Consider the following 22356-nt stretch of genomic DNA (forward strand, 5'->3'; position numbering starts at 1 on the left):
TGAGGACGCACCGGCAGGAGTTCTCCGTCGCAAAGAGAACTCGCACTGCCAGTGCGTCCTGAGTTTTGAAGCGATATCAAGCGTTACTTGTGGAGTGGGGCGGGTGTGATCTGAGTCGTCCGTATGGAACTGGATGATTCACTGACCATTCGCCCACTGACTGTCGTGGAAGAATTACCATCGACGGGCAAAACTCTGGGTTGTGCAGGAATGGAGTTTGAATCCTGGATTTTCAGAGGTTCAATGATTTTGTCGATCGAAATGGGGCTGGTGGGCAAGTTGGCAATGCGCCAGCGGGCCTGAGCATTCTGATAAGCGGTTTTGGTGAGACGAACAAACTCCTGGCGATGGCCCTCGCTGATCCCATCCATCTTCTTGCTCAAGGATTCGACCCACGAAGGCTGCCTTTCCATCATTTGAGACATCATGTGGACGAACAGCGTGATCTGCCGAAAATTTCGATCCGCGATCGAATGACTCACTGGGGAAATGACTCTGGCGACGGCATCTACCATATGCTGTGGAAACTCGACGAAGACATCTCCACGATGTGTGCAGATCACCCGGCCATCTGGTTGAGTGGCGAATGAGGCCTGAAATCTCATGACTGAGCGGGCAGTGATGGGTCTGACAACAGCTGGGCTTTTGAACTGACCATCGCAGATAATCAGTGTGTCTTCGGGATCGCGATAAAGGACTTCGACGTTTCCTATCGAACCGTCACCTGCGTCGGCATGATAGATGCCTGTGGATGTTTCTTTGAGTTGGAATTTGGAGATATCCATGGCTCTCCAGGTACTGACAGCAATATCCGGATGCTGCATAAAGAAGCGATAAGCGTCGGCATCCACTTCAAACTGGAGAGTCGGAAGACGGCGATACAACGTCACGGATTGCATCAGGCTATTCAGCTTCTTCTGCTGTTCGGCAGTCAGTCGATGCATCGGCAAATCGGCCATAGCCTCTTTGCGCAATTGAGAAGTAGAGGAACCTGGCTTGAGCTGATGGATTCCGATCTCTTCAAAATATTCCAGCTCGCTGTTCTTCTGAAATTGAGTCTGCACAACGCCTGCATCATCCGCAGGAATCTCATCGGCAGTCAAAGGTTTTGCATCATGCAACAGCAGCATAGTGCTCAGCATGGCCAAGCAGCATCCCACGCCGAGATCTCTCATCCGGCGGCCCCCCTTCAGAATTTCTGGTGGGGGAAAAGTGATCGCGCCGATCGCACCTGAAGTGGGCCATGGCCCATCGATCTACAGGTGCGCCAGAGCACTCACTGGCCATAACTGCCAGTGAAGCGAGCTCTGATGCCTGAATCACTTCCCCCCATAGCTCATGGACAGGCTCCGATTCCCGTCACATTCGCTACAGCAGGAGAAATCGGCAAAGTCGCTGAGCGTCATTCACAGAAAAGGAGGCGTACTTCACATTTGGTTGAGTGCGTAAGATGGGGTGTGTTTGCCTGTGGCGTTGAGATTTCCCGATGCGGATGTTTTGCGGGCAAGATTGCGTAATCAGAATGATCAAGGACTGTGGTTTGCGATCTTCGGTCAGCCGTCGGGATCATCAGTAAAGAGATGTGTGTCTTGCCTGAAGGACGTCAGGCTAGAGATCGATTGTGATGAGTGATATCTCTCGACGACAGATGCTGAACGCGAGGTAAAAATCGAATACGGACGAAAGGGATTTCCAGAAATGAATCCCGTAATGTTTTTTGAAAGACTAGAGCAGTCGTATTCAAGTCTTGATTAAGTTTCTGACGTTCGAATCGATGTCGAAATCCTATGGAGCATGGCCGTGCAGGAAGTGTTGCAACAGATCTGGGTTCACGTTCAGGACAATCTCGTCAAGATTCTCATCGGGTTGATTTTTGTCGGTGTCGGCTGGTGGTTCGGCCAGCGTCGAGCACGGCATGACTGGAAGCGTCAGGAATTTTTCGACCGTTTGAATTTTTCACTCAACTGGATCGAAGACGGCAAGCTGGTTTATCGAACGCTGGCTGAGAAGCGTTGCGAAGAGGTCTTTCTGAATGCGACAGCTGCTGAGGAGATTCGGGCAGCAGCCAAGGCGACCACTCCAGAAAATTCGGTCTTGCCACTTCCCAAAGAGCATTACTGGAACTACCTCAATGCAGTTCTGAATGAACTTTCGGAGCGGTTTGCTGAGGGGAATCTTCGCCGGGAAATGGGATTACCCACGCGGACGATTCCATATGTGGTGTGCCTGACATGTGAATGTGCCGGTGAACTGCGAACTCGCAAGATCCGGGTCATGATCATTCGCGAGCAAGTGTTGGGAGCTCTCAATGGAACGGAGACGATTACTCCCGAGAATTCTCGCGGCGGCACTCGATTAGCGACTCTCAGGCAACTGGCGAATCGGTACAAAACTCATCCACATGAGTTTCTGTCTGTCGAGCTATCGCTGCCGCAATGACGCCTTGTGTTGAGATATCAATCACGGCAGATTTCTGTTCATTGAAACGAGCTGCGTAATTCATATCTCTCTGGAATGCTGCGAGTTCCCACAATCCTGCAATTCCCACTCAGTGGGAAACCCGGCTTAGTTTGCGGGGGTTGGCTCAGTGTGATCGGGGATGATCGCCTGAGGCTCTTCGCTCGTTGCCGGTGATTTGCGAGGTGCTGGTGCCATAATGGCTGCCACCAGCAGGATGAGCGCACCGGCGGTGATGGCCATATCGGCAATGTTAAAGATTCCGCTCCGCAGGGAACCCCAGCCGATATTCAAAAAATCGATTACGTGGCCATTCTCCAGGCGAATCCGGTCGATCTGATTTCCAATACCACCGGCAAAAATCAACCAGCAGGCAAAGAAGTTCAAAAGCGACAATCGCTTAACGCAGGGCAGGATCGCCAGTGCCAACAGACCCACGCCATTCAGGCCGATGAATAGAGCCGTCCTCATTTCACTGGAGAGATTTCCGCCCAGGCCAAGAAATCCACCCGGGTTGTAGGCGAATTGCATGCGGAAAATGCCACCGAGAAAGACCCAGGCCTCTTCACCTTTGAGGACTTCGACTGCCCAGAGTTTTGTCCATTGATCGGCAACGAGAATTGCAACACAGAGTATAAAAGCCGCTGCCCAGCGTGAAGTCAGAATTTTCGGCATGACGTTCATTCCGTAGGAAGCTGGAGCGGCAATGGACTCTTGAAGGTTCGTCGTGGCAATTGATCTTGTCAGGCAGCATGCGGGCGAGTTGCCTGATTGGCAGTGGCTAACACTTCGTTGGCCAATCCCAGGTAATCTTCAGCTCCCGTACATTTGGGGGCGTAATCAAAAATGGATTGTCCAAAGCTCGGTGCTTCCGCCAGTTTAATGTTTCGACGAATGCGAGACGAGAAGATTCTGGCCTGTGCCCAGGGAGACTGTGGATCACTCTCTTCGAGAAAGCGAGTCAGGTCATCGGTGATATCTGCCGCGAGTCGAGTTCCTGTCTCATACAGGCAAAGCACAATCCCGGCGACTTTGAGCTGCCGATTCAAACGGCGTTTCACCAGAGCCGTCGTTTCAAACAGCTTCGAAAGCCCCTGCAAGGCAAAGAAGTGAGGCTGGAGAGGAATAAAAACCTCGGTCGCTGCCGTGAGCGCATTGATCGTAAGAACTGTCAGTGAAGGAGGACAATCCATCACGATGTAGTCAAACGCCCCCTGATCTTCACAGGCAAGGATGGCGTCTCGCAGGATGACTTCGCGATTCTGTGCGTCGACAAGCTCCAGTTCAGCCGCTGCAAGATCGAGATTCGCGGGGGCCAGCCAAAGATTTTCACAAGCAAGTTGCTGAACTTCAGTCAGCTTTTTACGGCCAGTAAAGACCTGATAGATCGTGGGAACCTGGCCATAGGCTTCGACACCCAGATGAATCGAAGCATGGCCTTGCGGATCGAGATCGATCAGGAGAACCTTCTGCCCGGCACGAGCCAGGCCCGCAGCCAGGTTGACACTTGTGGTCGTCTTGCCGACGCCACCTTTCTGATTCATGACTGCAATCCGGCGCATTTCTGATTCCGTCCCTGGAAGCTGTTTAAGCGCAAACACACTCTCTTGAAGATGTTAGCCAATCCGCTCCAAATCGCAAAGATGAACTGCGAAGACTCTTTTGAATTTCCTGTGGGTCTTTGACCGCTGATTTTTTAAGCGTTTTTCGGCCTCACAAGGCCTTAACTGTCACAGGGATGGCCTTAAAGGCTGGCGTTTTGCTGCGTGGATCGAGACTGCGTGGGACAAGGATATTGGCCTCCGGGTAGTACATCATGACATTCCCGGGGCGAATATTTTTGAAGGCCCTCGTGCGAATACCCACCATCTCACCAGCAGCACTTTTCACGACTACTCGCTGGTCGTCGAACAGGCCAGCCAACTGAAGATCTTCAGGGTGCATGAGAATCACATCACGCCGGTCGATGTTGCGATACAGGTCGTAATCTTCGTAAACCACGGTATTGAATTGGCCTTCACTGCGGATTGTCATCAATCGGAATTCACCGGGTGCCCCCATCAGAGAAGGAAGCTCGTGGCTTTTGATCTGTGCACGGCCGCTGGGCGTCGGAAACGTAGGCGTGTGAAAGGTGCGGCCAGGAATCTGAAACTCCTGTTTTGTCTCGCCAATCGTGGCGAGGGCTTCAAGGCCTGGCACGACTTTCGCCAGAGATTCGCGGATCTTCTGGGCGCTTTTCATTTCCTGCCAGTCGATCGGGCCCGACCTCTGGAGAACTCTTTGGGCGATCTCGGCAATCACGTGAATTTCCGATAGTGGGCCGGTATGCCGAGGCAATCCCCCATCGCTCAGTCGCATGTAATTGAACATCGATTCCTGAGTCGTGGGTTCAGGTTCTTCATCGCGTGCCAGCACCGGGAGGAGGATGGTTTCCTGAGCCAGACCATGGGCATGTCCGGTATTGAGTGTGGTGCTCAGATAAACGATCTGATCGAGTTTCGAGAGCGCTTTCGCGGCGTAAGCGGCATCGGGATTTGACCCAAAGAGATTGCCCCCCAGGCAGAAGCCGAACTTGAGTTCTCTATTCAGCGAGCCATCCATACAGGCCATTGTGTCCCGCCCGGGAGTTTGTGGGAGAGAAATCTGAAAGGTCGATTGGAGTCGTTCAAAAATCACATCTTTGAGTTTGGGAGTGACACCAACCGTCCCCATGCCTTGAATATTGGAATGTCCGCGGATGGGCATCAGGCCGGCGTGGGGTCTGCCCACCATGCCGCGCATGAGGGCCAGATTGGCAATGGCCTCAACGTTTTCCACCCCGTGTGCATGGTGAGTGATGCCCATGGTCCAGGCGAAGACGGTGTTTTTGGATTTGGCGTATCGTCTGGCGATGGCATTGATTTCATCGATGCCAACTCCCGATTTTTCGCAGATTTCGCTCCAGTGAGTCGATTCCAGATGTTGCTTCCATTCGCTCCAGCCATCGCAGGCCGTGGTGAGAAATGCAGGATCGTGCTGGCCCAGTTCCAGAATTCTTTTGGCAATCCCTGTAAGTAGAGCCAGGTCTCCGCCAATTTGTGGCTGAACATACAGCGAGGCGATTTTGGTACCAAAGAGCAGGCTCCAGGGATCACTGGGGACACTGAAGTTGACCAGTCCGGTTTCAATGACCGGGTTAATGACAATCACCTCACCACCACGGCGACGAATGTGCTTGAGCGTGGACATCAACCGCGGATGATTGCTGGCCGGGTTACCACCGATGAGAAAGATACAGTCGGCATGTTCGACATCTTCCAGCGTCAGTGTGGCTGTTCCTGTACCGAGCACGCTGGTCAGGCCCACACCACTGGCCTGGTGACAATAAAAGCTGCAATTGTTGATGTTGTTTGTGCCGTAAATGCGGGCAAAGAGCTGGAGCAAAAAACCGGCCTCGTTCGAACTGCGGCCACTGAAATACCAGAAGGTTTCATCCGGTTGAACCGATTTCAGGCGTTCAGCAATTCTGGCAAATGCATCTTCCCAGCTGATGGGGCGATAATGGCTTTTGCCCGCTTCATGAATCACAGGTTCGACGAGTCGGCCGCAGTATTCCAGCTCTCGCGGCGAGAGGGATTTCAGCTGACCAATACTGTATTTCTGCCAGAACTCAGAACGAATGCCGGCTTGAAGGTCCGAGGCCATCGCCTGAAGTGATTTTTTGCAGACTTCCGGAAACGAACCGGCTTCGTTAACCATGCCCCCTTTCTGGCCGCCCATGCCCAGAGCGCAGGTCTTGCAGGCATTTTTGGACCTCATCGCCTGCCACATCTTCCAGAAGCCACCCATCTCCCGGGCTTTGCGAAGAGTGTAGAGGACTGCGGGCCAGCCGCCTCCCGTGGTGATTTTTCGCATGATGCAGTTTCTTCAATGGGGCTCAATCTGATGCGCAATTAAGAGTAAACGACCAGTTTTCTCAGGGAAAGAGCGTTCTCGTCCCGAGAGAAAACATCATACTGAAAATCAGCTGCATGGGGCGTCACTGATCTTCAGAGTCGTTCGGTAGTGTAAGATCAAGATGCTTAGGAACTTGAAAGGAGTTGCATGAAGGTGAGAATCATTCTCGATCGAAGCGAACCTGCGTTCGTTGAGATTGTCCAAGGCGGCACTGTTGATGTGAATCGCGATCGTCGATGTGTAGAAAACGGGCGATCACCTCAAGTGAAGAGTCGATGACAGTTGAGATCGTCGACTTGTTTTTAGAATTTGCTGCAGAAAAGAGATTGTGATGGATCACCCATTATCGAGGGAGCAGGAGGCAGGCGATGTGTTACGCGTGACCAATCGCTTGCTCATTCCACGTTCTGAGTTCCGCTGGACTTATAGCCGCAGTTCGGGCCCGGGCGGGCAGAATGTCAATAAGGTGAATTCCAAAGCAACGATGCACTGGCCGGCGATGATATCCAAGTCGCTCCCTGTGGAGCTTCGAGTGAGGCTGCGTCACGAGTTTGGGAATCGCTTGAATAATGAAGGCGAACTTGTCATTGCCAGCGATGAGCACCGAGATCAGAAGCAGAACATCCTGGCGTGTGAGCAGCGGTTAGTGCAGATTCTCAGAACAATCTCGATTCCACCGAAGGTTCGCCGCCCAACAAAGCCTTCGAAGGCCTCCAATGCCCGCCGATTGCAGGAAAAAAAGCACCGCGCCAACATCCGCAACAGCCGGCGGATCGATCCGACTTAGCAGTGGCTGAACTCTTGTCGAATCATCATTTCTCATGCGGTGTCACCGCAACTTAATGCCATCAACAGATGAGCATGAAGGTGCTGGCTTACTGTGGGTTGCCACTGCTGAAAGTTCGCTGGAGTTCTTCCAGGGAGGTTTTGCCTTCAACCACCAGACGCAGACCATCTTTCTGGAGGGTCTGCATTCCCTCCTTCCGCATCTGAGCTTTAATGGCGTCGGCAGTGGGGGACTGCTTGATGACCTCCTTCATCTCCTCAGTCCCTTCGAGCATTTCGAGCATGGCGACTCGGCCGTAATAGCCAATACCGCCACATTTGCCGCAAGGCTCGCCTTCCTGCCCAGTCTTTTCATCGACAGGAGCTTCCCCCTTTTTGTAAAGCACTTTGGTTTCGGGAGGGAGGCCGACTTTTGCCAGAAGCTTAGGGTTAGGGCGGAAAGCTTCTTTGCATTCTTCGCACAATTGCCGGATGAGTTTTGAGCTGATAACAAGTTGAACAGCATCGGCCACTTTGGCGGGATCACCGACCCAGGCGCAAAGCTGTGCCACGGCAGAAGCAGCATCTTTGGCAGGCATTTCTGCCATCAGAGTCAAAGTATCGCAGTTATCCACCAAGGTCTTCGCGTATTCGGCATCTTTAATCGGATCGACGAAGAGAACATCAGCCTCGGCCCGCTGGACACGAGCGATCGTTTGCACGATCGAATCCCCTTCCTGGCTTTCGAACTTCGTGCAATTGATGATTTCGCGTGAGCCCAGATTGGCAACGGACATGCATGAGTACATGTACATGTCGATGCCGCGAATGGCGGCAAAGGTTGTGGTTGTGACACCACTCCCGGGAGGGCCGGCAATAATCACGAGACCTTTTCGATTGGGTGTTTTTTCGCGAATCTTCTGACGGACAATGCCTGGAAAGCCCAGTTCGTCGAGCGTATTGAGCTTGGCTTTCAAGTCGCGAAATCGAAGAGTCAGCCTCTCGACACCTTCCGCCTGTGGAGTAGTTTCCACAGAAATTTCCCACGGATGGCCTTCGTAGTCGCTCTTGAGACCACCTTGCTGAGTCGTGGCTTTGTTTTTGGGATCTAGCCCAGCCAGCAGTTTCATAATCTGAGTTATGGCTACTGCCTGTGGCCTGGGCATACGGGAGCCGGCATAAACGACTCCATCCACCGAAAGTGTCGATTGGGCCCGCTCACCTTTGATGTCAATCCGCACCATTTCCGCTCGACGCGAAAGCGCATCGGTCACGAATTCTTTGGCAGGAATCAAACCAATCTGGGCCAGCTTGGCGTTGGCCTGCAGATCGGCTGATTTTCCATTAAGGGCCCCCTGAAATGAGACCAGTTCAATTTCTTCGTCTTCGTCATGATCTTCACCCCCACCCTGGTCTGCGGGTTTTTTGCCGAACATGCCGAAAATCATGGACGATCCTTTGCCAAACACGCAATCAAACGCACGTATGTCAGAAGCTGGCAGCCAGAACGGGAGGCGAGCTGTTGCCAGCTCATTCTAAACGACAGGGGTAACCAATCACACGCTCATTTATCATCGAGAATTTCCATCACGCAGACTTCTTGAAGTCTTGGAGAGCTCTACGACAGCAAGCCGTAGGTCTTGAGAGTCTGGACGAGTTTGGCTTCTTCGGCTGGGCCGAGGGGTGTCATCGGCAGCCGGAGTTCACCCGTATCGCGCCCCAGCAACTTCATGGCAGCCTTAATGGGAATGGGATTGGTCGCCAGCCCCAGCAGATCGCGGCACAACGTAAAGAGCTTGAAGTGCATCGCCTGGGCTTCAGCAATCTTGCCAGCCTTCCAGGCAGCCACCAGTTTGAGCATGTCCTGAGGAACGATGTTCCCGACGACCGACACAATGCCGCTGCCCCCTATCGAGAGGAGAGGCAAAGTCAGGCTGTCATCTCCTGAAAGCACCGTCAGATTTGTTTCCGCGAGGAGTCGCGAAGCCTGATCCATCGACCCTGTCGCTTCTTTGATAGCCACAATCGAAGGGATCTCGGCCATGCGGGCAATCGTCTCTGGCTCCATATTCTTAGCGGTTCGGCCGGGAATATTGTACAGAATGATGGGAATATCGACGGCTGTGGCGACGGCTTCGAAATGACGGAAAAAGCCTTCACCGGTCGGCTTGTTGTAATAAGGGGCGACCATCATCGCTCCGTCGGCACCGACCGACTTGGCGAACTTTGTGAGCTGGATCGCTTCCTGTGTGCTGTTTGAACCAGTACCCGCCATGACGCGAATGCGTCCAGCCGCGTGTTCGCAGGTGAGAGCGATCACACGCTCGTGCTCTTCATGCGTCAAAGTGGGGCTTTCGCCAGTCGTACCTACCGGGCAAATGCAGTTGGTGCCTGCTTCGATCTGAAAATCAATAACCTTCTTCAGAGCCACCTCATCCAGACGATCATTTCGAAACGGAGTCACGATCGCGACGGTCAAACCAGCAAACTGTTCGCCTTTGCGAGGCATTTTCAACAACCCTCAAGAAAGCCTGATACTCGCAGTCAATGACATTCGAGGACGGGTATCAGTAGTAAGTGAAACCAAAAATCTCGATGTAACGATCGGGCCTGAAAGTGAAATTGTCCGAGAGAAACCCCGTAATGACCAGTCCTATCCGGGATCATCAGGCCCTTTGTGTTTACGAATTGCTGGTACGGTTGCGCCAATCGATATTGGACATTTCTGCAAGTGCCAGCATCAATGCGTGAGTCCCATTGCGGCCAAAACCTTTGGCTTTCACTGAGAGATACAATTGTTCTGCGAGTGCCAGACCAGGTAAGGAAAGACCCATCCGGCGGGATTCGGCCAGTGCAATTCCCATGTCTTTGATGAAATGTTCTACGAAAAATCCCGGGTCGAAATTATTCGCAATCATGCGTGGGCCCAGATTCGAAAGCGACCAGCTTCCGGCTGCACCTGGCCCGACCGATTGCATCACTGTATTAAGATCCAGGCCGGCTCTATAACCATATAACAAGGCCTCGCAGACACCGATCATGCCTGTGCTGATCAGAATCTGATTGACCATTTTTGTATGTTGCCCAGCCCCGGGCCCCCCTTGATGCACAATTGTTTTCCCCATGACGGAAAACAATGGCTGCAAGGCGTTGACCACTTCTGCGTCTCCTCCCACCATGATGGAGAGGGCTGCATTCTTCGCACCGATATCTCCACCGGAAACAGGAGCATCGACAGCATGGACATGCTTCGCCTTGGCTGCCTGATAGATCTCAACGGCGAGAGAAGGTTCGCTGGTCGTCATATCGACGAGGACGGTGTTAGCCGCTGCCCCGGCGAGAGCACCTTTGGTCCCGAGTGTGACTTCCCGGACATCCGACGGAAAACCGACAATTGAAAAGACGACGTCGGAATTGGCGGCGACTTCCGCAGGTGTGGCTGCCCACTGAGCACCTCGCGAAATCAGATCAGCCGCTTTCTCCGGACTGCGGGTGTAAATTGTGGCGGTATAGCCGGCGTTCATCAGGTGACCGACCATGCTGCGGCCCATGACCCCAGTGCCGATCCAGCCGATACGTGTCTTTCCGGGAGCAAACTCAAGCACTGTAAACCTCATTCCTCAGTCGTGAATTTCTGGACGAGCATCAACTGGCGATTTTTTAGTACATCATAATCTTTTGCAGTGTGGCAGTGTACCGTTCGTGAATCTCACCGTCATCAGTCCGCCCGGTGATATCCTGGTCAAATGCATCATTCCCAGCGGTTCATCACTGGCTGTAGTCAAAAAAATTGCTGATGGAACCCCATGCAGTTCAGCCGAATTGGAGGCGAAAGTGGCGAAAGTACAACTTTTCGCCAAGTTTCTTCAGTCAATTCCCGATGTCAAAAGTACGGGGGAGATTTCGTGGTCAGGATGACCGGCGAAATTTGCCGCTCGAATGTGGTCTGGAATCGGGCTGTTAGCTCGTGCGGAGATGGATGTCCGATGGGAATGCTCAGTCCCGAACTTATGCTCGCCATTGAACAGGCGGCCCACGAAATGTTGATGTGGGTAGGCTTTGGCACGCTGGTTGGGCTGTGTGGCAAAGCCATCATGCCCGGGAAAGATCCCGGCGGTGCTGTGGGGACTGTTTGTATCGGGATTTCCGGGAGTGTGATTGGTTGCGGATCTTTACTGTTGTGGGATTCGTCACTGCGAATCTCGCCTATCAGTGTTAGTGGATTTATAGCCGCTACTGCTGGAGCTTTTGCCCTCCTCTTGTTTTACCGGATTCTGTCGAACTCGTACTTCATTGTGGAAGCGGTCGATGGCGGAGATCTCAACAGTGGTGAGCGGGTGACTTACCGTCGCCGTCGCCGAACAGCCGCTTAGATTGAACTTCCCCCAACAAATACCCTCATGGGCGATTTGGTCACTGGGGTGCATCTTGGCAGACTTTCAAGTAGATTTTCACGAAATACTGTGAAGAGATTATTTGAAAAGTATCCTGCGTGACTGAGTCCATGACCTCTTTTTCGTCGCATTTCTCAGCCAACGGTCAACCCGGGCCCCAGTGGCTGTCTGGCCAGGCCAACGACTCATTGCCAAGCTGCAGGCAGGGCGTGTTTCGAGTTCTCTATCAACTGAATTGTCCCAAGAACTCTGCAGAAGCTGTTGCCAGAGATATTGCACTCGAACAGACGGTCGAGGTGCCAGAGTCATTGATCACGGATGAAGTGATCTGGCAGAACTTCGCTGGCCAGGTGGTCTCTGTTCGATCAGTCTCTGAGCATGTTCAGGTGGCTTCGATTGAATACCACGCTCATCTGGCGAGTGGACACTTGGCGCAGTTGATGAACCTGCTGTTTGGAAATGTCAGTCTGAAACCCGGGGTTCGATTATTAGATGTCGAGTTTCCGGAATCTTTTCTCAGTGGATTGGCTGGGCCTAAACTTGGGATTGAAGGTCTCCGGTCAGCCTGCGGCGTTTGGGAGCGTCCTCTGCTGGCGACCGCCATCAAGCCTAAGGGGTCGTCGGTCGCGCAACTGGCACAGATCGCGGGAGAGTTTGCGGCTGGGGGCGGTGATCTCGTCAAGGATGATCACAATCTTGCAGAGAGCACGTTCGACGCCTTCCGAACTCGTGTCGAAGCCTGCCAGCAAGCCGTGCTTTCAAAGACTCCTCCAGGACAAAAATGCCTTTATTTTCCCAATCTTTCCGGGACGCTGCGTGATCTGGAACGGCAGGCAGCATTTTGTGTGGAATCCGGCATTCGGGGTGTCCTCGTGGCACCTATGATTGCCGGTCTCGAAACCATCCGCCATCTGTCGGAATCTTTTCCCTTGGCGATACTTGCCCATCCGACAATGTCCGGTTCATTCCTGCAGGAAGGGCAGGGCCTATCGCATGCATTCTGGCTTTCGACCATGATGCGTCTGTGCGGTTGTGATGGAACTGTGTTCCCCAATACGGGAGGAAGGTTTTCCTTCTCACAGGCAGATTGTCTGTCGATCGCAGACGCGGCACGAAAACCTCTCGGACGATTGAAGAGTTGTTTCCCGGCACCGGCGGGAGGCATGTCGTATGCATCGCTTCCAGGAATGGCTCGCGACTACGGCCCGGACACGATCTTTCTGGTCGGAGGCGGACTACTCGGTTACTCAGAAAATCTCGCAGACAGCACGGCGGCATTTCGCTCCAGAATCGAAGAACTGTTCCTCACGAATCAAGCGTCTCAGAATTCCAATCCGGATCCTCGTGGCCAGTATGTTTCTTCGTGTGAACTGCCAGCAGCGTATCCACCAGGAGCTCAAAATTCTGGCATCGCCGAGTATGCTCAGGGAAATGAAAAGTCAGGAATCTCGTCTTTAGATTCTGCCAATTCGATCGTGACTCAACTGCTCAAGTTTTTGCCTGGTTATCGATGGGAAAAACGCGAAGTTTCGGTTTACAAACCTAATGCTGGCTTGCCATTTGCGCATGTGGATCGACAGGAACTGATTGGGAAGTTTGGAGAGTCAACGGCATTTGATGTGCGATACTTCGAACTGGCGCCCGGTGGCTATTCGAGTCGTGAAAAGCATTTCCATACGCATGTCGTAATTCCCGTTCGCGGCCAGGGTCAATTGGAGTGCCAGGGACAGATTTTTCCTTTGCAGCACCTGGATATTGCTTACGTTCCGCCACTGGCTGTGCATCAATTGTCCAATCCAACCGATGAACCATTTGGTTTTCTGTGCATTGTTGATCATGATCGTGATGCGCCGATGGCCCCTTAATCGGGCTCGGTTAAGCGTATGGATTGAACGTCTTATTGCCTGTTGGAAAAGTACATCGAACCAGCATGCAGTCCAGTGCCCAGCAACCATCGTTGTTTACGCCAGAAGACCTTCCTGAGGTTTCGACCCCCTGGGAGATCGTGGACAGTGAAGATCAACTCTACGCTGAAGTGGTTTTCAACCTGCCCATGCTCAAGTCCTACCACTATCTTGTCCCTTCGGGGCTCAGAGACAACATACGCCCCGGTTCGAGAGTGCGAGTTCCTTTTGGGACTGGCCAGAAGTTGACTCAAGGGTACTGTGTCTCTTTAACAAGGACTCGACCTGCACATCGAAACTTTAAATCGATCGAATCCTTACTTGATGTCGCTCCACTGGTCGATGCCGCCATGTTGCGACTGACGAGATGGATCAGTGAAGAGTACTTGTGCAGTTGGGGTCAGGTGCTCGATTCGGTAATCCCGGCGGGAGTGAAATCGAAAGCCGGGACTCGTGAACTTTTGCACTTCGAACTTGCCGAAGGCTATGAAACTCGACTGACAACTCTCAAATTGTCGGCCACTCAGCAGCGAATTGTCGATGTCCTGAGATCAACAACGGAGCCGATGGCCGGAGATGAATTGACCTCTCTGGCGGAATGTGGGCTCTCGCCTCTGCAAACCCTGCGGAACAAAGGGATTGTCGTTTCCACCAAAATTCGCACCTGGTCAAAGTCGGTTTCCAGCGCAGGAGAGAACGATACTTCGGCCATTCTCCTGAATCGAAATCAACACTCGGCTGTCACCAGGGTCATCGAGTCGCTGGCATCAGGGAAGTCGGAAACTTTTCTACTCTACGGCGTCACTGGCAGTGGCAAGACAGAAGTCTATATCCGCGTGATTGAAGAAGTTGTGAGGTACGGTCGGCAGGCCATTGTGCTGGTGCCGGAAATCAGTCTCACTCCGCAGACAATCCGGCGTTTTCGTAAGCGATTTGCTTCGGTCGCTGTATTGCATTCTCATTTGAGTGATGCCGAGCGGCATAGCTATTGGCAGCAGATCGCACGAGGCCAGGTGCAGGTGATTGTCGGGGCCAGAAGTGCGATTTTTGCACCGGCTCCGAACCTGGGTCTGGTGGTGATCGATGAAGAGCATGAAACGAGTTTCAAGCAGGATTCGACGCCTCGGTATCATGCTCGGGAGGTTGCCAGGCAACGAGTGCGCGATGCCGGGATACCACTGATTCTTGGTTCTGCCACACCGACTCTCGAAACCTGGCTTCGCGGGATTCGAAAAGAAGAGATCGTGCTTTCTCTGCCTTATCGAGTGGCTCAAAGGCCATTGCCACCTGTGATGATTGTCGATACCCGCAACGATCAGTCACTTCAGAAAGGAGCTTCTCTGGGGCGAGCCATGCTCGTGGCGATGCGAGAATCGTTAGCAAAGAAGGGGCAGATTATTCTGTTTCTGAATGTTCGGGGTTATTCGCCAGCACTCTTTTGCCGGGCCTGCGGGCAGAGCGTGAGGTGTCCGGATTGTGATGTCACACTCACATATCATAAACAGCGGCAAATTGCTCTGTGCCATAGCTGCGAGTATTCCATCGATCCACCGACCAGTTGCCCGAATTGTGGAAAGCCCGGCCTGTTATTTCTCGGGCAGGGGACCGAGCGGTTGGAACACGAAGTGAAGGCTCGATTCCCCGGTGTCAGCGTGTTGCGCATGGATAGTGATACCATGCAGCAAAAAGGGAGCCACGATCGGGCTTTGGAATCTTTCCGGCAGGGTGAGGTGCGGATTCTGCTGGGAACGCAGATGATTGCCAAAGGTCTGGATTTCCCCAACGTGACACTCGTGGGCGTGATTGATGCCGATACGTCTCTACATCAACCGGATTTTCGAGCATCTGAACGAACTTTTCAGTTGATTGCTCAAGTCGCAGGGAGGACCGGTCGCGGTGAGCTGGGCGGCAAAGTGCTGGTGCAGACAGCGTGCCCGGATCAGCCAGCGATCCTGTATGCCGCCCGGCATGATTATGCCGCCTTTGCACGGCAAGAACTTGAGCACAGGCATACTTTGGGATACCCGCCGTTTGTCCGCATCTTGCGGATCATTCTTCGCGGTGAGATCGAAGCCGATGTGGAAAAAGCCGCCGAAAGAATTCGCTTGGGAATGGAATCGAAGGGGTTGGAAAGGGGTGGCATGCTGGCAAAGATCCTCGGCCCGGCACCTTGCCCAGTGGCCAGACTCAAGAAGTATTTTCGCTACCAGTTGCAGATTTCTCATCCTTCAGGAGAGGTTTTAGGTCAATTGTGGAGAGACGTTGAACCCGTCGCGCCTGAACTCGTGCCCGTGGAAATCTCTGTCGATCTTGACCCGATCAGCTTTCGCTGAATCAATTCCCAAGCCTTCGAAAAGCTGGGCCTCACGGCCGATTGTCGGGGTGTATCAATGAAGAACGGCATTTACCGCTCGACACAAATCTGGTTGCAGATATGTCGGTCGGTCACCAATTGTTGTGTCATTGATGAGACAAGTTGCTTGGCATGATAGGACGGGCAAACACCGGTCAATATGACGCGATCATCCGACCAGCAGAGTTCGAGGTGATGTACCAATCCTCTTAAACGATTGCGGAGAATCTCTGCCGTATCGTCTTCTTCCAATTTGTTGGCAGGGTCGATCATTTCAAAGACCGGCATGCTGGAAGAACCAGGGTTGACCACAGCAGTCCCATCATTATCAGCCTCACGTGGCTCGTGTGGCCATGCCGTTGTGATCACCGCAAACTTCGCTGGTTGAGAAATCATGGTGCCATCCCTGCTGGTGAATTCTTGAGCCACCCATGTCAAAACGACGGGCATTGAGAATGATTGTTGTACAAGACAATGACAATCATGCAGCCTTCCTTGACTGAATTCATTTGCTCTAAAAGCTACCCCTCGCGATTCAATCCGTCAAAGAAATTTTGTATGAATCCTGGGTTTGTAATTCTCTGCATATGTGCTGGGGAAATCTGGTTGGGTCGATATTCATTCTGTACTGGAAAATGGCTGTTTTCATGCTGTTTCTCTAGCAGGAAGTAACTTTTTCTGAAGCATCCATCCTGCGTGGAGAGACAACTTTCATCGCTTCATATAAGCTGTCGAAGAATGTCAGCCATGTAAATTCTCACGAATTGGAATCTCCCGGGTGATTTCTGGGGTGAAAGCCTCTTCTTGAGTGCCGGCCAATGTCTGTTATTGACTGCAACAGGTTGTGTGAACACCTCCCCTCGGTTTTATCCTGAGAGTCTTAAAAACACTAAAGGTTCATGCTCATGCCTCTCTCTGAATTGGATCGCAAGTTTCTCGATGATCTCCTGGCGGCTCCCAGTCCCTCAGGATATGAGCAACCGATTCAGGATGTTGTCCGGGCTTATGCAGCCGGGTTTGCAGAGACTGTCACCACAGATCGACATGGGAATGTGATGGCCTGTGTGAATCCTCAAGGACAGGTGCGCATCATGCTGGCTGGCCATTGCGACCAGATTGGCCTGATTGTCAAAAACATCGACGAAAAAGGGTTTATCTGGGTGCAGACGATTGGTGGTTGGGATCCCATGGTCCTGCTGGGACAGCGCGTGCAGGTTTGGACACGCAGCGGACCGATTCCAGGGATTATGGCTCGCAAGCCGATTCATCTGCAGTCGCCGGAAGATCGCAAAGCTGTTCCCGAAATCAAGAATTTGTGGGTCGATATTGGCGCTCTGAATGGAGAAGAAGCCAGGGCGGCCGTGCGAGTTGGCGATGTCATTACCTGTGAACTTCATCAGCAAACCATGCGAAACGGCTTTGTCAGCGGTGTGGCCATGGATGATAAGGTCGGAGTCTGGACTGTATTTACGGCGGCCCGCCGGGCGGCACTTCAATCGCCAAAGGCGGCGATTTATGCAGTCTCCACCGTACAGGAAGAAATTGGTCTGCGCGGTGTGCAGACGAGTGCCGCCGCCATCCGTCCACAGATCGGTCTGGTGACTGATGTGACCCATGCCACCGATTGTCCGACGATTGATGAGAATCAGCATGGTCGCATCAAGCTGGGGCAGGGTCCGGTCGTTTATCGCGGGCCGAATACTAATCCTCGGGTCTTCGACCTGATTGAAGAAGAAGCTGCGAAGCACGGGATCCCTTATCAGCTGGCTTCATTAGGCACACCAGCCAGTAACGATGCGGCTCAACTCCAGTTGGCGGGCGATGGAGTGGCCATGGGATTGATCTGCATTCCCAATCGATACATGCACAGCCCAGTGGAAATGGTCTCGCTGGAGGATCTGGATCACGCGGCCAATCTGATGGCCGCGTTTTGCGTGCGGATTCAGGATGATACGAATCTCATCCCGTAAGCCTTCCACCAAAGGAATGCTGCCGCCAAAGATGTCGCAGCGAAGTTTCACTACAGCCAGAAACAGATGGCGTGATCCGCAGGGAATGAATCGTTATGTCAACTCCCCGCTACACACCTCAACAAACGCGGGCCTTGACTGAGAAATCGGTCTCGATCGCTCTTTCGGCAGGTGCTGGTTGTGGCAAAACCTTTGTGCTGACGAGAAGATTTCTCGGGTATTTAAAGCCGGGGCCTGAGCAATACCCGCTGACATCGCTGGTGGCCATCACCTTTACCGATAAAGCCGCTCGCGAGATGCGGGATCGGGTACGGGCCACTTGTCTGCAGCGTGTGCGAGAATGTCCACCCGAAGAAGCTGACCACTGGTTGAGTCTGCTGCGGGATCTGGATCGAGCACGCATCAGTACGATCCACTCCTTTTGCGGAAATATCCTGCGTTCGCATGCGATCGCGAGTGGTCTCGATCCCGAATTCACCACCCTCGAAGCGAGTGTGGCCGATTCGCTCCTGAGGCAATCGATTGAAGCCTCAGCCACGCGATTGCTGGTCAACGATCAACCTGCATTTCGGCTGCTGGCCGTCGATTATGGTATTGAGAAACTACTCGAATCGTCAGGAATTCTCGTTCGACAACGGCAACTGATCTCTCTAGCAGACTTTGCCGAAATGACAGCCGAAGAGTTGGCAGGGATCTGGCATCGTTGGCTGAAAGAGACCGGCTGGCCAGCGTTTGTGCGGCAGATCGAGCACCAGCGGACGTTTGTCAGGCTCAGTGAATTCATCTCTCGAACATCAGCCAATTCTCCCAAGCTTGACGAGAAGCTGAAGATACTTCGACAGATCATGGAGCAATTGAAGAGTCAGCAAGACTCTCCAGAGCCGGGGCGTCTGGCAGAATTGTTTGCGGAGTTATCGCTTCAGGCGCGAGTGGTGGGGGTGAAGCCTGATCATTGGGGATCTCCTGATGATCACGAACTGGCTAAGGAGTTGTTTACGCAGGTTCGTGACGATTGCAAAAAGTTGATTGAAACCATTCAACTCGCTCAAACGGAGTTTGTCCCATACGCCGAGAAGAGCCTGGCATGGCTCTCAGTCGCAGGTGAGTCAATCAGAGATTACGAATTAATCAAGAAGTCGCGAGCATGTGTTGACTTTGATGATCTGCTGGTTTTGAGCCGGGATTTGCTACGGAACGATCTGACGGTGCGTCAGGCGTTGTCGCGCTCCATTCGTGTGCTGATGGTGGATGAATTTCAGGATACGGACCCCGTTCAGGCCGATCTGGTCGAGATGATCTGCGGGAAGGAATTGACGACAGGGAAGTTGTTCCTGGTGGGTGACCAGAAGCAAAGCATCTATCGCTTTCGAGGTGCTGATCCTCTGGTGTTCAGATCGTTAAAAAGCAAAATTCCAGCGGCTGGTCAACTCCCACTCACCATCAACTTTCGCAGTCAGCCCCCGATTCTGCACTTCGTAAACATTCTGTTTCGGCGGGTGATGGGAGCAGACTATGAGGCTTTGGAACCCTCTTTCGCGGATGAGAAACCTGAACTTGAGCGGATTGAGTTTCTGTGGGCAACCACGGATGTCGTTGAGAACAAGGCGGTTCAGGGAAGTATCCCGAGCACAGTTCCCCTGGCGCAAGGATTGGCCGATGAACAGGCCCGGGATGCTGCTGATGCGGAAAGTCAGGATGTTGAAAACATCGATGATGATTCCCGCTCTGATTCCGGTGAGAAGCAGACTGCTCCTTTTCTGAGACGGCGTGAAGCGGATTGGATTGCCCGTCGTATTCTCGAGTTGCTGGCCGATCCAACACCGCGAATTCGGGAGAAAAGTGGCCCGTGGCGAACCATCGTTCCTGGCGACATTACGATTTTGTTCCGGGCGTTGACGAACCTGGAGGTTTACGAACAGGCGTTAGAAGCGGCGGGAATCGACTATTATGTGGCGGGTGGCCGAGCGTTCTTTGCCCAGCAGGAAATCTATGATCTGGCCCACTTGTGTCAGTTTCTGGATGACCCTGAGGATGGGTTCAGTCTCGTGGGCCTGTTACGCTCGCCATTTTTCTGTTTCAGCGATCCACTGATTCATCGACTGGCTTCACGTGCGGGTGGTATCACCCAGTCGCTGTTTGCTGAAGCTTCGGTAGTCAGCGGTCTGTCGCCGGAAGAGACTGCACAGGTTCAGTTTGCAGCCCAGACTCTCGGTTCACTCGTGGAGCAGCGGGATCACTGGCCATTGGCGAGAATCATTCGCCGAGCCCTGGAATTGACGGGCTATGAGGCCATTGTCTCTCAGGAGTTTCTCGGTTCGCGGAAACTGGCGAATGTTCATAAAGCGATTGAACTGGCCCGACAGTTTGACCTGGCGGGTGGTAGTCGTGCGGCGTTTGTGACTCAGCTGCGGGAATCGATCGATCAGGAATCTCGCGAGGAGTTAGCCGCCACACATCCCGAATCGAGCAGTGTGGTGCGTTTGATGTCGATCCACCAATCCAAGGGACTTGAGTTTCCAGTCGTCTTTGTGGCCGATATGAATCGACCGCGAAAGACTGAATCGCTCCCACCGACGCTTCATCCGCAGTTAGGGGCTTTGGTGACACCTTCGAACCCCCTGGGTGAACGACAAAAACATCCTGTGGGCCAATTCATTGAGATCATGGAAGAGGCTGCCAGCCTCGAAGAGTATCAGCGTCTGCTGTATGTCGCTGCCACACGAGCCCGGGATCTGTTGATCCTGTCTGCCGGGATCAAAGGTTTTGATGAAGGAAAGTTTTCGCCGTGGATGCTGGTCTTGAAGCAAGTCTTTCATCTCGAGACAGGTCTCTTGCGGAATGATCCCTGGTTTGCGAGCGGACATGAGGATGTGAAAACCCCGCAGGAGATTCCGCTCATTCGTACTCATCATCAGCCACCGCAATTCATCGACCACAGAGTTCAGCGACAGGGTGTTCACAAGCTGTCATTTCCACAGGTCTGGAATGAACTAGAACTGGCCGAATCTTTGCCCTGGCCTCAACTCGTGGCGGATGTTCAGCGGGGTGCGGAAGGTCGCAGGCGATTGAGTGTTTCGCGACTGGAGGAGTTTCAGGAACAAAGTTCATCGAAATTGAAGAGTCTCGTTCCAGCAGGTGAATTGGAAGCACATTCGGCGAGTCTCAGTCGCAGCGATGCGGAACTGTTGGGAGAAATGATTCATGGCGTACTGGAGCGATTTGAACCTCGCGCCGCAGAGGAGTCCGAAAAGGCTTTGCTCCATCGACTGTGGCTGTGGTGCCAGAGACAGCCTGCACCACCTGGAGGCCAGATTCTGGAGCAGGCACAGCAATGGCTCAAGACGTTTGCATCGACCGAGCTGATTGATGAACTGGCCATGGCCAGTGAACTGAATCGAGAACTGGAGTTCAGTCTCGATTGGAAAATGACTGGAGAAGAGCCGAAACGAGAAACAGAGATCTATGGTCTGATCGATGTCCTGATGAAGGATTCTCAGGATGATTGGATCATTCTCGATTACAAGACGAGTCGCCTTGCGGCTGGAGTAACTGATGAACTGCTGCTCCAGCCGTATCGATTGCAATTGGGAACATATGCCCTCGCCGTGCAGCGGCTTTTTGGTCGCCTTCCCAAAAAAGCCGAACTGATTTTTATGCGTCCCAAGCCCCGCCGAGTGGTCTGGAACATGGAGCAGGTGCAAGTTTCCGATCTGGAACAACTTGTGACCGAGGCAATCCATCAGTTGGATGCGGCACAGGCTTCGAGCTCATTCTGAGAATTGATTGAACCTGAAGTTTATTTGGCCATCTGATCCAAAGTACCTTGCGATGGTCGCTCAGCATTTTGACGCGATTCTCCAGAATCACACCTTCGATCGTGTTATGGCTGAACGTCTTTCGGAATATGCCGTTCAAAATTGGAGGACAGACGTTGCTTTGTAGACCACAAAGGTGATCGTGCCATTCGAATGAGGTTTGTGAAGGGCGAAGGTTAGCCTTGATCCCCCGGCGGGTGTTCACCACGGTCGAAACTGGGATCTCAACCGGGGGATCCTTCTGCGTCAATTAGTGCCACCCGTCGCGATTTGTGTGAGCGTGTTGTTGCGTTGTGTTTCATTCTCAATTTTCTTGGCCACTGCAGTCGCTTCAGATGTCTTGCCATGTTTGGCTAATACCAGGCTGCAGATTGCACAGGTGTTGTCGCGAGCTGTCCCAGTATCAACCGCCGCAATTGCATTGAGCACGACTTCTCCATCGCCGGCCTGAGCGGCGTTTTCTGCCAACTTTACGAGGGTGTTATGCTTGGCAGTGCCATCTTTCATGGCTAGCGCAGCTTCCAATCGGCCCGAAAGTTCGGTCGTCCCAGCGACAGGTGCTGGTTCCTGACGGACACAGCCGGTAAAGAGAACTAACAGCAACAAGATTCTTGAAATGTTTCTCAAGCAGAATTCCTTTGTGTCAAATGAGTTATCGTTAGTCATGGACTCCGGGATGGCGATGGCTTTCAACCAATGGCCTTATACGAGGGTCCACTTCAAGAATTCGTTGTGGAAAATGCGATGTATCGCTCTTTATGC

The 22356-nt window shown here is 52.8% G+C and carries 16 protein-coding genes; 7 read left to right on the plus strand and 9 right to left on the minus strand.

Going from position 1 to position 22356, the window contains the following annotated elements:
* Positions 1 to 83 precede the first annotated feature (83 nt).
* Positions 84 to 1142 (minus strand): hypothetical protein, encoded by a 1059-nt coding sequence (locus tag PLIM_RS07030; protein WP_148227012.1) that lies wholly within the window; start codon positions 1140 to 1142, stop codon positions 84 to 86.
* Positions 1143 to 1800: 658 nt separating this feature from the next.
* Between PLIM_RS07030 and PLIM_RS07035 the strand changes: the two genes are divergently transcribed.
* Positions 1801 to 2439: a hypothetical protein gene (locus PLIM_RS07035; RefSeq protein WP_013109628.1), complete on the plus strand. Its 639-nt coding sequence runs from the start codon at positions 1801 to 1803 to the stop codon at positions 2437 to 2439.
* A gap of 126 nt (positions 2440 to 2565) precedes the next feature.
* Here PLIM_RS07035 and PLIM_RS07040 read toward each other — a convergent pair whose 3' ends face one another.
* The 3 genes from PLIM_RS07040 to PLIM_RS07050 form a co-directional block, all read right to left on the minus strand.
* The gene (locus PLIM_RS07040) at positions 2566 to 3132 is read right to left on the minus strand and encodes a signal peptidase II (RefSeq protein ID WP_013109629.1); all 567 of its coding nucleotides are present in this window, start codon (positions 3130 to 3132) and stop codon (positions 2566 to 2568) included.
* Positions 3133 to 3200: 68 nt separating this feature from the next.
* On the minus strand, positions 3201 to 4019 hold the full coding sequence (locus PLIM_RS07045; protein WP_013109630.1) for a ParA family protein: 819 nt from the start codon (positions 4017 to 4019) through the stop codon (positions 3201 to 3203).
* Between the two features lie 151 nt (positions 4020 to 4170).
* Complete coding sequence (locus tag PLIM_RS07050) at positions 4171 to 6351, minus strand: FdhF/YdeP family oxidoreductase (protein ID WP_013109631.1); 2181 nt, start codon at positions 6349 to 6351, stop codon at positions 4171 to 4173.
* A gap of 373 nt (positions 6352 to 6724) precedes the next feature.
* On the opposite strand from PLIM_RS07050, the gene arfB reads away from it, so the two are divergent.
* A complete protein-coding gene (gene arfB, locus PLIM_RS07055; RefSeq protein WP_013109633.1) occupies positions 6725 to 7180 on the plus strand; it encodes an alternative ribosome rescue aminoacyl-tRNA hydrolase ArfB in 456 nt (151 codons plus the stop codon).
* An 88-nt stretch (positions 7181 to 7268) separates the two neighbouring features.
* On the opposite strand, the gene PLIM_RS07060 is transcribed toward arfB, so the two are convergent.
* From PLIM_RS07060 to PLIM_RS07070, 3 genes are all read right to left on the minus strand, one after another.
* The gene (locus tag PLIM_RS07060) at positions 7269 to 8606 is read right to left on the minus strand and encodes an ATPase, T2SS/T4P/T4SS family (RefSeq protein WP_013109634.1); all 1338 of its coding nucleotides are present in this window, start codon (positions 8604 to 8606) and stop codon (positions 7269 to 7271) included.
* 170 nt (positions 8607 to 8776) lie between these two features.
* Positions 8777 to 9667: a 4-hydroxy-tetrahydrodipicolinate synthase gene (gene dapA, locus PLIM_RS07065; RefSeq protein WP_013109635.1), complete on the minus strand. Its 891-nt coding sequence runs from the start codon at positions 9665 to 9667 to the stop codon at positions 8777 to 8779.
* 172 nt (positions 9668 to 9839) lie between these two features.
* Positions 9840 to 10775 (minus strand): NAD(P)-dependent oxidoreductase, encoded by a 936-nt coding sequence (locus PLIM_RS07070; RefSeq protein ID WP_041401328.1) that lies wholly within the window; start codon positions 10773 to 10775, stop codon positions 9840 to 9842.
* Positions 10776 to 11144: 369 nt separating this feature from the next.
* Here PLIM_RS07070 and PLIM_RS07080 point away from each other — a divergent pair, with 369 nt between their 5' ends.
* The 3 genes from PLIM_RS07080 to priA all read left to right on the plus strand — a co-directional run bounded on the left by PLIM_RS07080 (position 11145) and on the right by priA (position 15789).
* Positions 11145 to 11531, plus strand: a complete 387-nt coding sequence (locus PLIM_RS07080; protein ID WP_230849422.1) for a GlsB/YeaQ/YmgE family stress response membrane protein — start codon at positions 11145 to 11147, stop codon at positions 11529 to 11531.
* Between the two features lie 131 nt (positions 11532 to 11662).
* Complete coding sequence (locus PLIM_RS22605; RefSeq protein WP_052301512.1) at positions 11663 to 13417, plus strand: RuBisCO large subunit C-terminal-like domain-containing protein; 1755 nt, start codon at positions 11663 to 11665, stop codon at positions 13415 to 13417.
* A gap of 65 nt (positions 13418 to 13482) precedes the next feature.
* Positions 13483 to 15789, plus strand: coding sequence for a replication restart helicase PriA (gene priA, locus PLIM_RS07090; RefSeq protein WP_013109639.1), 2307 nt, complete (start codon positions 13483 to 13485; stop codon positions 15787 to 15789).
* A gap of 71 nt (positions 15790 to 15860) precedes the next feature.
* Here priA and PLIM_RS07095 read toward each other — a convergent pair whose 3' ends face one another.
* Positions 15861 to 16205: a hypothetical protein gene (locus tag PLIM_RS07095; protein ID WP_013109640.1), complete on the minus strand. Its 345-nt coding sequence runs from the start codon at positions 16203 to 16205 to the stop codon at positions 15861 to 15863.
* Between the two features lie 509 nt (positions 16206 to 16714).
* On the opposite strand from PLIM_RS07095, the gene PLIM_RS07100 reads away from it, so the two are divergent.
* Positions 16715 to 17779, plus strand: a complete 1065-nt coding sequence (locus PLIM_RS07100; RefSeq protein ID WP_013109641.1) for a M42 family metallopeptidase — start codon at positions 16715 to 16717, stop codon at positions 17777 to 17779.
* 95 nt (positions 17780 to 17874) lie between these two features.
* Positions 17875 to 21555, plus strand: a complete 3681-nt coding sequence (locus PLIM_RS07115; RefSeq protein ID WP_013109642.1) for a UvrD-helicase domain-containing protein — start codon at positions 17875 to 17877, stop codon at positions 21553 to 21555.
* 285 nt (positions 21556 to 21840) lie between these two features.
* Here PLIM_RS07115 and PLIM_RS07120 read toward each other — a convergent pair whose 3' ends face one another.
* On the minus strand, positions 21841 to 22200 hold the full coding sequence (locus tag PLIM_RS07120) for a hypothetical protein (RefSeq protein WP_196349540.1): 360 nt from the start codon (positions 22198 to 22200) through the stop codon (positions 21841 to 21843).
* Positions 22201 to 22356 lie beyond the last annotated feature (156 nt).

Origin of the sequence: Planctopirus limnophila DSM 3776 (genome assembly GCF_000092105.1) — a bacterium.
Lineage (GTDB): Bacteria > Planctomycetota > Planctomycetia > Planctomycetales > Planctomycetaceae > Planctopirus > Planctopirus limnophila.